Here is a 14,416-nt window from a genome sequence, read left to right as displayed (position 1 = left end):
ATTTTTTCATTAGTAGTTATCATTATAATCTCTAAAAAAAGGAGCTTACACAATGATTAACACGGAAGTTCAAAAAACGGTTTCACAGGAAATCAATGATGATAGTTTTTTACAAGGGGTGAAGGATTGTGTGCCTACATTGCTCGGCTATATGAGCATCGGCTTTGCTTTCGGCATTGTAGGCGTTTCCTCTCACCTTAGTATTTTGGAAATCTCTTTATTATCCTTGTGTGTATATGCCGGGGCTGCTCAATTTATTATTTGCTCGCTCCTTGTGTCCGGGAGCCCGATTTCAGCCATTATTTTAACGACGTTTATCGTCAATTTGCGTCATCTTTTACTGAGTCTGACCCTCGCGCCGTATTTTACGAAGTACTCTTTAACGAAAAACATCGGCTTCGGCATTTTACTCACAGACGAATCGTTCGGGGTGGCGATTAACAGGCTGGCTAAAAACGGCAAGCTTTATGACAAGTGGATGAACGGCCTTAATCTTACAGCTTATCTGTGCTGGGTGATCTCTTGCGTGCTGGGGGCGCTGCTCGGGCAGTGGATCTCCAATCCTGAAGCGCTCGGTTTAGACTTCGCATTGCCTGCCATGTTTGCGGCGCTGTTGGTGCTGCAAATGCAGACGTCCGCATCAGAAAAGCTGAAGCACAATCTTTCTTTGATTGTCTGCATGGTGATTTTTATGATCTTATTATCGTATGTTGTTCCGTCACATGTCGCTGTTATCGTCTCAACCGTGATCGTCGCAACTATCGGGGTGGTGACGGATAAATGAGCATCAGTATGCAAATGATCTGGATTATACTTGGCTGCATGATTGTTACGATCGTGCCGCGCATTCTGCCGTTTATATTTGTGCGGAACATCCAAATGCCGGAGCTGGCATTAAAATGGCTTTCTTTTATTCCGCTTTGCATCCTTACCGCCTTGGTAACCGAAGGCATGATCGTGAAAACAAATCACGCTTTGGGCTTTGATTGGAAATCAATCATTGTTCTTATCCCGACATTGCTATGTGCGATGTGGACCAAAAGCTTATCAGTCACTGTGATAACAGGAGTTGTGCTTATGGCCGCCGTCAGACTGATATGGTGATGGAATATATTCAATAAGCCCCCATTTCGTTAAATGGGGGCTTATTCTTTAAACGCTTACATACAGGTTATGACGTCGTCTCTTCCTCTTTTTGCTCCGGTTCATCTGCAGGGGTGTCGGCCATATTGTTTTGCTGCTTTTCCCAATAATCCCTTTGCAATCTTTCTTTAGCGATGGTGCACATGAAATTCACGGCGCAGCGCTCCTTCCCGATATTTGTTTATACCGTGTAATGTACTCATTTCCCGAAACGGTATTCACAAAACATAAAAACAGCCTGCCGCGGAAAACGGCAAGGCTGCTGTTCGTTTTAGTAAGTGATCAGGAAGTATTTTTTCTTTCCGCGGCGCAGAACAGTAAATTGATCTTCGATGCGGTCCTCTGCAGAAAGAATATGGCCGATATCTGTTTGGCGCTCGCCATTAATGTAAACGGCTCCGTTTTGAATGTCTTCGCGGGCTTGCCGTTTAGAAGGCGACAATTTCGATTCTACGAGCACGTCTACTAAAGCAGATTCTTCATTGCGGTCTTTTTCAAGCGAAGGCACGTCTTTGAAACCTACCTTGACGTCTTGAGCTGACAGTTCTTTAATATTGCCGCTGAACAGCGCTTGAGAGATATGAACGGCCTGCTCCAATGCTTCACGTCCGTGAACAAGAGCCGTTACTTCTTCCGCAAGGCGTTTTTGCGCTTCCCTTTTCTCAGGAGCCGTCTCGGTTTTTTCAGCGTATTCTTCAATTTCCTCTTTTGATAAGAACGTGAAGTATTTTAAGTATTTAACGACATCGCGGTCATCTGTATTGATCCAGAATTGGTAGAACTCGTATGGGGACGTTTTTTCTTTATCAAGCCAGATCGCGCCGCCTTCCGTTTTACCGAATTTCGTACCGTCTGCTTTAGTGACGAGCGGAATGGTGAGGCCGAATGCTTTCGCCCCTTCTTCTTCCGATTTTCTGATCAGCTCGAGGCCGGCCGTGATGTTGCCCCACTGGTCACTGCCGCCGATCTGCAGCTTGCAGTTCTTTTCTCTGTACAGATTTAAGAAATCGTAAGACTGCAAAATCATGTAGCTGAATTCCGTGTAAGAAATACCGGATTCAATTCTTGAGCTGACGGTATCTTTCGCAAGCATGTAGTTGATTCCGAAGTTTTTTCCGACATCGCGAAGGAAATCAATGATGCTCATTTTTCCGATCCAATCAAAGTTATTTGCCATTACGGCAGGGTTTTCCCCTGAATCAAAATCTAAAAATCGTGAAAGCTGATTTTTAATTTTTTGCGACCATTCCACAACGATATCCTGAGTATTTAACGTGCGTTCCGCTTTTTTTCCGCTCGGATCGCCGATCAGTCCCGTCGCGCCCCCTACAAGCGCAATCGGATGATGGCCTGCGAGCTGGAAGCGGCGCAGCGTCAAAATCGGCAAAAGATGGCCGATATGGAGGCTGTCAGCCGTCGGATCAAACCCTGAGTATAAACGGATTTTTTCTTCGTTCAGCTGTTTGTTCAGCCCTTCCTCATCTGTCATTTGCTGTATTAAGCCGCGGAAAGATAAATCTTCTAATAAGTTAGTCATTTTGTCTGCTCCTTTTTTTTATGAAATAAAAAACGCCCCTTCGTTTACACGAAGGGACGATATAATCGCGGTACCACCCTACTAATAAAAGCTTTTATAAGCCTCTATCACTCTTCTTGATAACGGACTGCGTCCGTTCTTTCACTACTGAAAGCCTTTAAGCGGCTTTGTTTGCAAAAGCGGTTCATGAGTGTATTCGGCATATCTTATGTGCTGATTTTCACCGGCCATCAGCTCTCTGGAACATTCGGATACCCTACTTGTCTCAATCTCAACCTTTTCCTATTTAACTTACTCATTTTTAACATAAATAAAATATGATGTCAACTGCCTTTAATCTTCCATCGTGGACAAGTCGCCTGCGGGTAAATTCAGCTCCCACGCCTTCAGCACCCGCCGCATGATTTTCCCGCTCCGTGTTTTCGGCAGCTTATCTTTAAATTCAATTTCCCGCGGCGCGGCATGGGCAGCGAGCCCCTGCTTCACAAAGAGCCTGATGTCCTCTTTCAGCTTATCTGACGGCTCATGTCCTTCTCTGAGTGCGATGAAGGCTTTAATGATTTCACCGCGGACAGGGTCGGGCTTACCGATGACACCTGCTTCGGCGATTGCCGGATGTTCCACAAGTTTGCTTTCGACTTCAAACGGACCGACCCGCTCACCCGATGTCATGATGACATCATCAACTCTGCCTTGGAACCAAAAATAGCCGTCTTCATCCATGTACGCTGAATCTCCGGAAACGTACCAGCCGCCCGGCATGAAATAAGAATCATACTTTTCCTTATTATTCCAAATGGAAGCCATCATGGACGGCCAGCCCTTTTTAATGGCGAGATTCCCCATGCGGTACGGCGGGAGCTCGTTTCCTTGGTTGTCGACGATTGCCGCTTCAACACCCGGGACCGGTTTTCCCATTGAGCCCGGTTTTATTTCCATACAAGGATAATTACAGATCAGCTGTCCGCCTGTTTCCGTCATCCACCACGTATCATGGATGCGCTTGCCGAATACTTTATGCCCCCACTTAATAACCTCCGGATTCAGCGGCTCACCGACACTCAGTACGTGACGAAGGGAAGTAAGGTCGTATTTGGCCGCCATTTCATCCCCCGCTCCCATGAGCATCCGGAAGGCCGTCGGGGCGCTGTACCATACGTTGACACCAAGCTTTTCAATCGTGCCGTACCAGTTTTCCGGGCTGAATCTTCCGCCGACGATCACATTCGCCGCTCCGTTCAGCCACGGAGCAAAAATACCGTACACAGTTCCGGTCACCCAGCCGGGATCTGCGGTGCACCAATAGATGTCGTCTTCTTTAAGATCAAGCACCCATTTGCCTGTCTGATATTGCTGAATCATGGCTTCATGAACGTGAAGCACTCCCTTAGGCGTTCCGGTAGATCCGGACGTATAGTGGAGCAAATAGCCGTCCCTTCTGTCCATCCACTCAATTTCCAGCTTTGTGCTTTCCTTTTTTGCCGCTTCGTCATAATGAATGACCTTATCGCCGGCTGTCCCGGAGCCGCCTACGATGAATATATGCTGCAAGTCAGGCAGGCTGTCGGCCGGAATCCGTTCCGCCAGCTCAGGCGTTGTCACGACCACTTTTGCCTGGCTGTTTAACAGGCGGTCTTTTACGGCGCCCTCCATAAACGCTTCAAATAAAGGGCCGGCAATGGCGCCGATTTTAATCGCGCCGAGCATGATAAAATAGAGCTCCGGCGAGCGCGGCATGAAAATAAAAACGCGATCCCCTTTTTCCACATTTCCATACCATTTCAGTACATTTCCGGCTCTGTTGGATTCCTCCATCATTTCTTTAAAAGTGTATTTTTCTTCCCGCTTTGCATCCTGGTAATAAAGCGCCACTTTGTTTTTGCGAAATGATTCGGCATGGCGGTCAATCGCTTCGTAAGCGGCATTCAGCTTCCCTGTTTTATGCCAGGAAAAGTCCGCTTCGACTTCTTTCCAATTGAATTGACGGTATGTTTCTTCATAATTTTTTAAATGATAATTCCCCTTTTCAGCTGGCAACGCTTTCAAATTCATGCAACATCCCCCTTTGCGTAACTATAGACCTTATTATAGTAGAAGTTCACAGTTTTCTCAATTTTTAAAATATAAATTGTTCCGCTATTGAAAACGCTTTATATTTTGTTATCCTTAAGGGAGACATGTTTTTATTAAGAATTGACAGGCGGTGAATCAGTGAAACATCATAAAACATACCATTCTTCAGACATTCAGACAGCAGCCGGCTCTCTTTTGATAGAAGGGCCCGTTCCTCCAGAGGACTTAGCAAAATATGAGTTTCATGAAGGTCTGACAGCCTTTCGCCTTCCTCACGAGCAGCACAAAGCGTTAATTGAGATAGCCGGGCTTCCCGAAGGACGGATTATTATCGCCAGAGACGGGCAGACCATAATCGGCTATGTGACATATTTATACCCTGATCCGCTTGAAAGATGGTCTGAAGGGAATATGGAAGACCTGCTTGAGCTCGGCGCAATCGAGGTCGCCCCGGGATTCAGGGGCTGTTCCGTCGGAAAAAACCTGCTGACAGTCAGCATGATGGATGAACAGATGGAACGGTATATCATCATGACGACGGAATATTACTGGCACTGGGACTTAAAAGGGATGAATAAAGATGTATGGGCCTACCGAAAAATGATGGAAAAGATGATGAATGCCGGGGGCCTCGTCTGGTTTGCAACGGATGAACCGGAAATCAGTTCCCACCCGGCGAATTGTCTGATGGCCCGCATCGGAAAGCACGTCAGTCAGGATTCAATTGAACAGTTCGACAGGCTTCGTTTTTATCAGCGTTTTATGTATTAACTGACATAGACAAAGGGGATAAAAAGATGATTGCAGAACAAATCATGAAACGGGACGTCATCACCGTCACAAAAGCGGATTCCATTGAAACGGCCATTCACAAAATGAAAACGCATCATATCCGCCATCTCCCGGTCACAGACGAAGAACGGCATGTCATCGGTATAGTGACCGACAGGGATATCAAACGGGCAAGCCCGGGCATCTTTGAACAGAAGCATCGGAGCACTTATCTCACAAACAGGGTAGAAACCATTATGGAAGAGGATGTCATCTGCGCTCATCCGCTTGACTTCGTTGAAGAAATATCGGCATCCTTTTATGAGCACGGAATCGGCTGTCTGCCAATCGTTATGAATCAGAAGCTTTCGGGCATTCTGACCAAAACGGATGTACTGCGCACGTTTGTCCGGCTGACAGGCGCGGGGCAGCCGGGGTCACAAGTTGAAATCAAGGTGACTGATATCACAAAGAGCCTTGCTGACATAAGCTGTATGTGCCGTGATCTTCAGCTTCATATCCTGAGCGTGCTCGTCTATCCTCATGATGCTCCAGCATCAAATATACTCGTCTTTCGCATTAAGACAATGAACCCGCTTCCTTTTGTCCGCGCCGTTCATGAAGCGGGATATCACGTCTTGTGGCCGAAGCACTTGAGGGATCAGCTATGAGAGACAGTGTCTTTATTTACTCGCCTTCTTATCAAACTTATCAGTTTCATCAGGAACACCCGTTTAATCAGCAGCGAGTGCTTTTGACACACGACCTGCTTCAATCGCTGCATGCATTTGAAAACGGAGATATCGTTCCTCCCCGTATGGCATCAAAAGAAGAGCTTTCTCTCGTTCATACGGAAGATTACATACAGGCCGTTGAACTGGCCGGGGCAGGACAGCTCCCGGTTGCAGAAGGAGAAAGCTACGGGCTGGGCACAGAGGATACACCCGTTTTTGCCGGTATGCATGAAGCGGCATCGCTTCTGGTCGGCGGAACCTTAACCGCGGCTGATTATGTCATGACGGGACAAGCCAGACATGCCTGCAATTTAGGAGGCGGCCTTCATCACGGCTTCCGCGGCAAGGCGTCGGGCTTTTGCATCTATAATGACAGTGCCGTGGCTATTCAATACATCCAAAAAAACTATGGAGCAAAGGTGCTTTATATTGATACGGACGCCCATCACGGTGACGGTGTTCAATTTACGTTTTACGACAGCTCCGATGTCTGCACCGTTTCTTTTCACGAAACCGGACGTTACCTATTTCCCGGAACGGGGCAGGTGCAGGAAAAGGGAAGCGGCCAAGGCTACGGCTATTCCTTTAACATTCCGCTGGACGCCTTTACTGAGGATGATTCTTTTCTTCACGCTTACGAAACAGCCGCCTCCGAAATTGCGGCCTTCTTTAAGCCGGATATCATCCTCACCCAAAACGGAGCGGATGCCCACTACTATGATCCGTTAACGCACCTGTCTAATACCATCTCCATTTATCGTGAAATCCCCCGGCTTGCCCATTCGTTAGCCCACAAATACTGCAGCGGAAGATGGATAGCAGTCGGCGGAGGGGGCTACGATATGTGGAGAGTCGTCCCCAGGGCGTGGAGCCGCATCTGGCTTGAGATGAAAGGAATTGACCCGGGAGACTGCATACCGCAGGAGTGGATCAATAAATGGCAGAAACATTCTCCCGTCACTCTGCCCGCTTTTTGGAATGATCCGGGCCATTTATACCCGCCGATCCCCCGCAAAGAAGAAATCACCGAGAAAAACGCACGAACCGTAGAAAAGGCGCTCTTTGCCATTCGGTCTGAGCGCCGGCATAAAACAAATTAAAAAAACGACCTCTTCATGAGGCCGTTTTTTTAATGACAATTTCCACGCGGCGGTTTTCCATCATATGCCCGGCTGTTTTGTTATCTTTCACCGGCTTTGTATCTGCATATCCGACGGAAATAAACCGTTTAGCGGGAAAATCCTCTTTTACGGTAAAGTACTGAATGACGCTCGCGGCTCTCGCAGATGACAGCTCCCAGTTCGACGGGTACTTAAAGGTGGAAATACGCCGGCTGTCCGTATGGCCTTCTACCTGTATCGCATTCGGAATCGTTTTCAGCAGCACTGCAATCTGGTGCAAAAGAGGCTCCGCATTTTTCAGCACCTCTGCTTCGCCTGATTGAAACAGGACGGCTTCCTGTAACACGAGAACCACCCCGCGCTCATCACGTTTGGCCGTCATTTTCGAGTGCAGATGATGAGTTTTTATGTATGTATTTACGTTTTGTAACAGCTTATCTTGTTCGTCTTTGCCGGTTGCAGCGTGTGATGATGCCGATTCAGCATCCTGTCTGCTCCCGCTGCTGTGAATGGACTTGACGGCTGAATTGAATTTTTTTGAGTCAATTTGCGACATGGAAAAAAGTAATATAAAGAACACCAGAATCAGCGTGATCAAATCAGCAAACGTCACCATCCATTTTGGTGATGCATTGCTTTTTTCCGTTTTGCTTCTTCGTTCAAACCGTTCTTTTCTAAGCTTCATGGACAGCGCCCTTTTTCTTGTTCACAGGCTGTCCTTTGCGCCAATCTTCCCTGGAACTGAAAACGACGAGCTGACTTTCAAGGTTGCGGGGGTTTTTTCCGGATTGTATGCCGACAATCCCTTCAATCATCACCTGTTTGATGAAAATCTCGCTTTCCGTCTTTTCTTCAAGCTTTGCGGCAATCGGAATAAAAACCATATTGGCAAGCAGCGCACCGTACAGCGTCGTCAATAACGCAACCGCCATATTCGGTCCGAGCGCGCCCGGATCATTTAAATTTCTAAGCATCAGCACAAGCCCGACGAGTGTTCCGATCATTCCCCATGCAGGCGCAAAATCCCCGGCTTTTTCAAAGACACGCCTTCCTTTTCGATGCCTTTCTTCCATTGCAGCGATTTCAGAATCCATCACAAGGCGGATCGTTTCCTCATCCCATCCGTCTATCGCAAGCAAAAGCCCCTTTTTTAAGAAAGGGTCCTGTAGGTCACGCGCCTGTTCATCAAGAGATAATAACCCCTGTCTGCGCGCTTTTTCAGAAAGCCCGACGAAGACTTTGACAAGTTCTTTGACATTGTCATCCTGGCGGGAAAACACCTGTTTCAATACCGAAGGCGTTTTCTTTAAATCTCGCGGGGGAAAACTGATAAAGACAGCCGCACAAAGCCCGCCTGTTACAATTAAAAAAGAAGTCAGATCCAGGAAAGAGCGAATGCCCGTGATTCCCGAGCCTGAAAGAATGCCGATTGCGACAATGGCGCTTCCTAATACAAATCCAACGGGTGTCAGGTAATCAAAACGTTTCATATCTTCTCCTCACTCAAGTAAAAAAGCAAGGATTCACCCCTTAGAGTGAAGCTTGCTTTTTCCGTTTTTCTTATGACTTGGTTGATTGTCTCAATTCAATGCGGTGAGGCAATTCGACAATATGCTCCTCAACAGGCTCTTTGTTCATCAGCTTTGTCAAAAGTCTCATGGCCACGGCGCCGATATCGTACGTAGGCTGCACGACTGTTGAAAGCTGTGGGCGGACCATCAGGCTTAATCTCGTATTATCAAAACCGATAATATCAAGGTCGTCAGGAATTGACAGGCCTTGGTCTTGAGCCGCATGAATAATGCCAAGCGCCATTTCGTCCGTCGCAGAAAGAATCGCCGTCGGTTTTTTATCAAGGCTCATTAAGCTTTGAAGTGCTTCCATACCGGAATCATAGGTGTAATCGCCTTCGGCTGTGAATTGCTCGTTAAACGGAATACCCGCTTCTTCAAGCGCCCGTTTATAGCCCTGAAGTTTTTTCGAGCGGTTAATCGGCTCTGCCATCGGCCCGGAAACAAACGCGATGTCACGATGCCCTTTTTCAATGAAAAGCTTTGCAGCATCATAAATCGCCTGCTCATAATCAATGGCGACAGAAGGCGTTTTGCCCTGCTCTTCCACTGAAGCCGCAAGCACGATCGGCACAGGAGAACGTTTAAATTCCTCTACATGCTCGTCCGTAATATTGCCGCCCATAAACACGATGCCGTCCACTTGCTTGCCGAGCATCGTATTTAACAGGTGCAGCTCCTTCTCAAGGTTTTGGTCTGAGTTGCTTAAAATAATGTTGTATTTGTACATCGTTGCAATGTCTTCAATCCCGCGCGCAAGTTCTGAATAGAAAATACTTGAGATATCCGGGATGATAACGCCGACCGTTGTCGTTTTTTTGCTTGCCAAACCTCTCGCCACTGCATTCGGGCGGTAGCCGAGACGGTCAATGGCTTCCAATACTTTCTTTCTGGTTGTCGGTTTTACATTCGGGTTGCCGTTTACGACGCGGGAAACAGTTGCCATACTGACATTTGCTTCTCTGGCCACATCGTATATCGTAATGTTGCTCATACTGAAACCACTCCTTTTACTGGATACACTTATCCTTATCTATAGCATAAACACTTTATGTAAAGAAATGTCGTACGATTTCGCATTCTGTCGTTTATGATTGTAAGCGTAAGTCAGTAGTGTACATTATTTTTCATTATTCATCAAATTTAATTACTTCTCATGAAATTATACACGTTTTTGCCAGCAATGAAAACGTTCACTTCATTTTATAATTAAATAAAATGAAGAAATAAAAAAGGCCGCACAAGGCGGCCAACAAAGAACTAAAACACTGTATTATGCTTTTACTTTCACCATCGGCTTTAATTCATTCAGCCATTTTTCGAATTCAGGAATATCCATTTGCTGCGCAGAGTCGGAAAGCGCAACGGAAGGATCAGGGTGAACCTCAGCCATAACGCCGTCAGCACCGATTGCAAGCGCAGCTTTCGCTGTCGGCAGCAAGAGGTCGCGGCGGCCCGTTGAATGCGTAACGTCAACGAAGACCGGCAAGTGTGTTTCCTGTTTCAGAATAGGCACTGCAGAAATGTCTAATGTGTTTCTCGTTGCTGTTTCGTACGTTCTGATTCCGCGTTCACAAAGGATAATCTGGTCGTTTCCTTGTGCCATGATGTATTCAGCCGCATTGATGAATTCTTGAATCGTTGCAGCAAGCCCCCGTTTTAACAGAACCGGCTTTTTGACGGAACCAGCAGCTTTCAGCAATTCAAAGTTTTGCATGTTCCGTGCACCGATCTGAATGACGTCAATGTAGTCAATGGCTTGCTCTATATGAGCCGGCGTAACGATTTCACTGATAACAGCGAGATCATATTCATCAGCTACGCGTTTTAGAATTTGAAGGCCTTCAACGCCGAGGCCTTGGAAATCGTAAGGGCTGGTACGCGGTTTAAACGCGCCTCCGCGTAAAATTTTAATGCCTTGTTTTTTCGCAGCCGCGGCTACCTCCGCCACCTGCTCATAGCTTTCTACGGCACAAGGTCCGACGATAAATCTTTGATCGCCGTCACCGACTTTTTCGCCTTTAATGTCCACAATGGTATCTTCTGCTTTTTTCTTCCGGGAGACGAGCAACGCTTTGCTGTGATCCTCTTCTTGAAGCTCCAGTCCGGCTTTGAAAATTTCTTTGAAAATGTGCTGAATTGTTGAGTTTTCAAACGGGCCGTCGTTATTTTCGATAATGTTATTGAGCATTGTGCGCTCTCTGACAGGATCAAATCGGTTGACACCCTGCGCTTCTTTCGCTTTACCGATTTCTTTTACAACGGCTCCGCGTTCATTGATTAATTTCAGAATTTGTAGATTTAGTGAGTCTGCCTGCTGTCTTAGGGTCTCTAACTCCGTGTTGCTCATCTTTTTCATCCCTTCTGTGCAATTGTTTTATTTTAATGGTTAACATGCATCTTACTACAGTTATGCGAAAATAGGAACATGATATAATAAATTTTTTCACATTTTACTTTATCGCCCAAACGCTTTTAAGCTTTTATGCGTTGAAGTAATGTATAATGCTATCCTACATGATATGGCTGTAAAGTTCAATAGTTTTTTCAAAAAAAAGCCGCCAGTTTTATCTGGCGGCTTACAATTAAGAAAGATGCTGTTCAATTGCATTTTTTGTAATTTGTGAATGGGAGGCGTGCCACTTCACTTCTCCGTTTTGTATGACGAATACTTGCGGGCTTTCGTGTTTCACGCCGTATGTTTCAGCGATGCAGTCAGAAAGCGGCCGGCTTTCCTGTACCTGAAGGTAGTAGGAAGGCACCTCTGTATGCTCTGACGCAAAGGCGTCAAATTCGCGAAACGCGGCTTGGCTGATCGGGCATGTTACACTGTGTTTAAAAAACACAAGGGTGTTTTCTTTTTCAGCAGCGTTTTTGAATTCTTTCTCTGATGATATCAGCTGTTTTGTCATGTTAGTAACACTCCTTATTGAAGATCAGCGATTGATTTGGCCGGCCTTTTCTTGAGCGTCTTTCGCTTCGTCTTTTATGCCGTCTGCCGCACTCTGCATTTCGCTTCTCGTCTCTTCGGCTTTCTCATTTAGTGTGCTCTTTGAACGGTCTTTTAAATCCTTCACTTTATTCATAATCTGGCCGGACTGATCTGCAACAATCTGCGTGATATTTGATGTCTTATCTTTTGCGATGCTGACGTACTGAGAGCCTTTTTCTTTCGCATCGGCTGTCATTCTGTCCGTTTTATCTTTTAACACTGAGGCCTGGCTGCCGAGATCGTCGCGCAGCTCCTTCCCTGATTTAGGCGCCAAAAACAAAGCTGTTGTCGCGCCGACAATTCCCCCGATCAGAGTCCCGATTAAAAAATCCTTACTATTGATTCCATCTTTGCTCATTATGATTCCTCCTTAGTGGATTTTTCTTATGGTTAAAGCGATGTTTTTTTCTTCTGCTTCCACTTATCCCAAATCTCCATGGCGGCTTGGCTCCAAGTGACAACCTGATTAATCTTATCCTGATTCTCTCTTACCGAAGCAGAAACGGAACCGGCTGCCTGTTTTATGGATGTATTGAACTGCTGAACGGAAGTTCCCACTCCCTGTACAGCATGGACAACCGTATTTAATTTCTCTGATTTTTCCTGAATGTCCTCCGCGAGACGATTTGTTTTATGTAACAGCTCTGCGGTTTCTGCGGTGATGCCTTTCATCTGCCCCTCAAGGCCGTCCAAAGTAGACGCTACGTTGGTTAAGGTCACCTGCAAGGACTTTAATGTTTTCGACAGAAAAATGACAAGAATAAGAAATGCCACTGCGATGAGTGCGACGCTTAAGTAAAGAATGATGATCATCTAATACCTCCTTATTGCAGGATATAATGGTATATACCCATTTGTTAAAATCATAAACATATATAAAGGGCTTGTACATATAATTATTCTCCGTTTGTCACTGAATCCCTTTGCGAACAGCACAAAAAAGCAGTGAGAGACCCACTGCTTTTTCGTTACGCTATGACGTTTTCATAGGCCCTCATATATTTTTGAATGTCTCCGGCGCCCATAAAGATCAGTACAGCGTCCTTATGTGCTTTTAAAACGGTTGTATCATTTTCTTCAATCAGCTTTGCGTTATCTATTTTTTCCTGCAGATCCGTGATGGTCAGCTTACCGACATTTTCACGGGCAGAACCGAAAATATCGCACAGATACACACGATCTGCGGCGCTTAAGCTTTCTGCAAACTCATCAAGGAAGGACTGCGTCCGTGTAAAAGTGTGCGGCTGGAATACGGCGATAATTTCACGCTCCGGATATTTTTGCCGCGCCGCCTCAATGGTGACTTTAATTTCTGTCGGATGGTGGGCGTAATCGTCTATCAGCACCTGGTTGCCGATCACTTTTTCATTGAATCTGCGTTTGACGCCGCCGAATGTTTCAAGGCCGAGCTTAATCATGTTCACGTCAATCTCTTCATAATGGCAAAGCGCAATGACCGCTAAAGAATTGAGGACATTGTGGTGGCCGTATGCCGGTATATAAAAAGTGTCGTAAAACGTATTGCGGACAAAGACGTCAAAAGTCGTCCCTTCCGTATTTTTCACGATGTTTCTCGCCTGAAAATCGTTTTCTTCACCCGTTCCGTAATACACGACAGGCACATTCGCGTGAATTTTCGGCAAATACTCATCGTCACCGCAAGCAATGATGCCTTTGTTGACTTGAAGAGCCATGTTTTGGAAAGCATCAAACACATCGTCAATGTTGGCGAAATAATCAGGGTGGTCAAAATCAATATTGGTCATGATCGCATAGTCAGGCTGATAGCTTAAGAAATGGCGGCGGTATTCACACGCTTCAAACACAAAGTACTCGCTGTTTTCATTTCCTTTGCCCGTTCCGTCGCCGATTAAAAATGAAGTCGGCTTCGCATTTTGCATCACATGAGCCAAAAGACCCGTCGTTGACGTTTTTCCGTGCGCGCCCGTTACAGCGACACTTGTATATTTTTTCATATAATCGCCTAAAAATTTATGATATCTGATTACAGGAATTCCTTCAGCTAGCGCCTTTGCAATTTCCGGATGAGAATCCGGGAACGCGTTTCCGGCAATTACCGTCAAGCCGGGCTTGATGTTGTCGGCGCTGAACGGATAGATTGGGATATTTCTTTTTTCAAGGGCAGCTTGGGTAAAAATCTGCTTTTCTATATCAGACCCCTGCACCTGATACCCTGTATCGTGAAGGATTTGAGCGAGCGGGCTCATACCTGTCCCTTTTATTCCAACAAAATGATAAACAGTCATAATCGTACCTCCAACAAACGTCTATCTGTTCCCCAGTATATGACGTTCATTTCAATTTGCGACCGCTGCGGGGCAAAAAGCCCGCCCAGCGGTATCTTTCATTTATTTTTACGTTATCGTCAGTATCTGTAACTTTCTTTTTGATTAAACCTGCCGCATGATTTTCACCGCATAACAGCGCTGCAGTTTGAATGATCCATCCATTAT

16 protein-coding genes and 1 other annotated feature are annotated in these 14,416 nt (G+C 46.0%); of the genes, 5 read left to right on the top strand and 11 right to left on the bottom strand.

Annotation, left to right across the window (positions count from 1 at the left end):
• Positions 1 to 52 precede the first annotated feature (52 nt).
• Both J7E26_RS08860 and J7E26_RS08855 read left to right on the top strand, forming a co-directional pair.
• On the top strand, positions 53 to 784 hold the full coding sequence (locus J7E26_RS08860; protein WP_214803971.1) for an AzlC family ABC transporter permease: 732 nt from the start codon (positions 53 to 55) through the stop codon (positions 782 to 784).
• On the top strand, positions 781 to 1,104 hold the full coding sequence (locus J7E26_RS08855; RefSeq protein ID WP_214803970.1) for an AzlD domain-containing protein: 324 nt from the start codon (positions 781 to 783) through the stop codon (positions 1,102 to 1,104). The genes J7E26_RS08860 and J7E26_RS08855 overlap by 4 nt, the downstream gene beginning before the upstream one ends.
• A 67-nt stretch (positions 1,105 to 1,171) precedes the next feature.
• On the opposite strand, the gene sr7p is transcribed toward J7E26_RS08855, so the two are convergent.
• The 3 genes from sr7p to acsA all read right to left on the bottom strand — a co-directional run bounded on the left by sr7p (position 1,172) and on the right by acsA (position 4,732).
• Positions 1,172 to 1,297 (bottom strand): small protein SR7P, encoded by a 126-nt coding sequence (sr7p, locus tag J7E26_RS18455; protein WP_285289001.1) that lies wholly within the window; start codon positions 1,295 to 1,297, stop codon positions 1,172 to 1,174.
• Positions 1,298 to 1,414: 117 nt separating this feature from the next.
• Positions 1,415 to 2,680, bottom strand: coding sequence for a tyrosine--tRNA ligase (tyrS, locus tag J7E26_RS08850; protein ID WP_214803969.1), 1,266 nt, complete (start codon positions 2,678 to 2,680; stop codon positions 1,415 to 1,417).
• 49 nt (positions 2,681 to 2,729) lie between these two features.
• Positions 2,730 to 2,962, bottom strand: a binding site (T-box leader).
• A gap of 51 nt (positions 2,963 to 3,013) precedes the next feature.
• Positions 3,014 to 4,732 carry an acetate--CoA ligase gene (gene acsA / locus J7E26_RS08845; RefSeq protein WP_214803968.1) on the bottom strand — a complete coding sequence of 573 codons (1,719 nt, stop codon included), beginning with the start codon at positions 4,730 to 4,732 and terminating at the stop codon, positions 3,014 to 3,016.
• 159 nt (positions 4,733 to 4,891) lie between these two features.
• Here acsA and J7E26_RS08840 point away from each other — a divergent pair, with 159 nt between their 5' ends.
• Genes J7E26_RS08840 through J7E26_RS08830 form a run of 3 tightly spaced genes read left to right on the top strand, consistent with a single transcriptional unit; the run spans position 4,892 to position 7,358 of the window.
• Positions 4,892 to 5,524 (top strand): GNAT family N-acetyltransferase, encoded by a 633-nt coding sequence (locus J7E26_RS08840; RefSeq protein ID WP_214803967.1) that lies wholly within the window; start codon positions 4,892 to 4,894, stop codon positions 5,522 to 5,524.
• A gap of 26 nt (positions 5,525 to 5,550) precedes the next feature.
• Positions 5,551 to 6,195 (top strand): acetoin utilization AcuB family protein, encoded by a 645-nt coding sequence (locus tag J7E26_RS08835; RefSeq protein WP_214803966.1) that lies wholly within the window; start codon positions 5,551 to 5,553, stop codon positions 6,193 to 6,195.
• A complete protein-coding gene (locus J7E26_RS08830) occupies positions 6,192 to 7,358 on the top strand; it encodes an acetoin utilization protein AcuC (RefSeq protein WP_214803965.1) in 1,167 nt (388 codons plus the stop codon). The genes J7E26_RS08835 and J7E26_RS08830 overlap by 4 nt, the downstream gene beginning before the upstream one ends.
• Positions 7,359 to 7,371: 13 nt before the next feature.
• On the opposite strand, the gene motS is transcribed toward J7E26_RS08830, so the two are convergent.
• The 8 genes from motS to murC form a co-directional block, all read right to left on the bottom strand.
• Positions 7,372 to 8,064 (bottom strand): flagellar motor protein MotS, encoded by a 693-nt coding sequence (motS, locus tag J7E26_RS08825; RefSeq protein WP_214803964.1) that lies wholly within the window; start codon positions 8,062 to 8,064, stop codon positions 7,372 to 7,374.
• Positions 8,054 to 8,869, bottom strand: a complete 816-nt coding sequence (motP, locus tag J7E26_RS08820) for a flagellar motor protein MotP (RefSeq protein ID WP_214803963.1) — start codon at positions 8,867 to 8,869, stop codon at positions 8,054 to 8,056. Before motP ends, motS begins: the two co-directional genes overlap by 11 nt.
• A gap of 70 nt (positions 8,870 to 8,939) precedes the next feature.
• Positions 8,940 to 9,944: a catabolite control protein A gene (gene ccpA, locus J7E26_RS08815; protein WP_214803962.1), complete on the bottom strand. Its 1,005-nt coding sequence runs from the start codon at positions 9,942 to 9,944 to the stop codon at positions 8,940 to 8,942.
• A gap of 279 nt (positions 9,945 to 10,223) precedes the next feature.
• Positions 10,224 to 11,300, bottom strand: a complete 1,077-nt coding sequence (locus tag J7E26_RS08810; protein ID WP_214803961.1) for a bifunctional 3-deoxy-7-phosphoheptulonate synthase/chorismate mutase — start codon at positions 11,298 to 11,300, stop codon at positions 10,224 to 10,226.
• Between the two features lie 235 nt (positions 11,301 to 11,535).
• Positions 11,536 to 11,862 carry a bacillithiol system redox-active protein YtxJ gene (gene ytxJ / locus J7E26_RS08805; RefSeq protein WP_214803960.1) on the bottom strand — a complete coding sequence of 109 codons (327 nt, stop codon included), beginning with the start codon at positions 11,860 to 11,862 and terminating at the stop codon, positions 11,536 to 11,538.
• Positions 11,863 to 11,886: 24 nt separating this feature from the next.
• A complete protein-coding gene (locus J7E26_RS08800) occupies positions 11,887 to 12,300 on the bottom strand; it encodes a YtxH domain-containing protein (protein ID WP_214803959.1) in 414 nt (137 codons plus the stop codon).
• Between the two features lie 32 nt (positions 12,301 to 12,332).
• Positions 12,333 to 12,755: a DUF948 domain-containing protein gene (locus tag J7E26_RS08795; protein ID WP_214803958.1), complete on the bottom strand. Its 423-nt coding sequence runs from the start codon at positions 12,753 to 12,755 to the stop codon at positions 12,333 to 12,335.
• Between the two features lie 155 nt (positions 12,756 to 12,910).
• Positions 12,911 to 14,209, bottom strand: coding sequence for a UDP-N-acetylmuramate--L-alanine ligase (gene murC, locus J7E26_RS08790; protein WP_214803957.1), 1,299 nt, complete (start codon positions 14,207 to 14,209; stop codon positions 12,911 to 12,913).
• Between the last annotated feature and the right edge of the window lie 207 nt (positions 14,210 to 14,416).

The organism is Bacillus sp. ISL-51, from assembly GCF_018613535.1.
Taxonomy (GTDB): domain Bacteria; phylum Bacillota; class Bacilli; order Bacillales; family Bacillaceae; genus Bacillus.
This window is presented reverse-complemented; position numbering and strand designations above follow the sequence as displayed.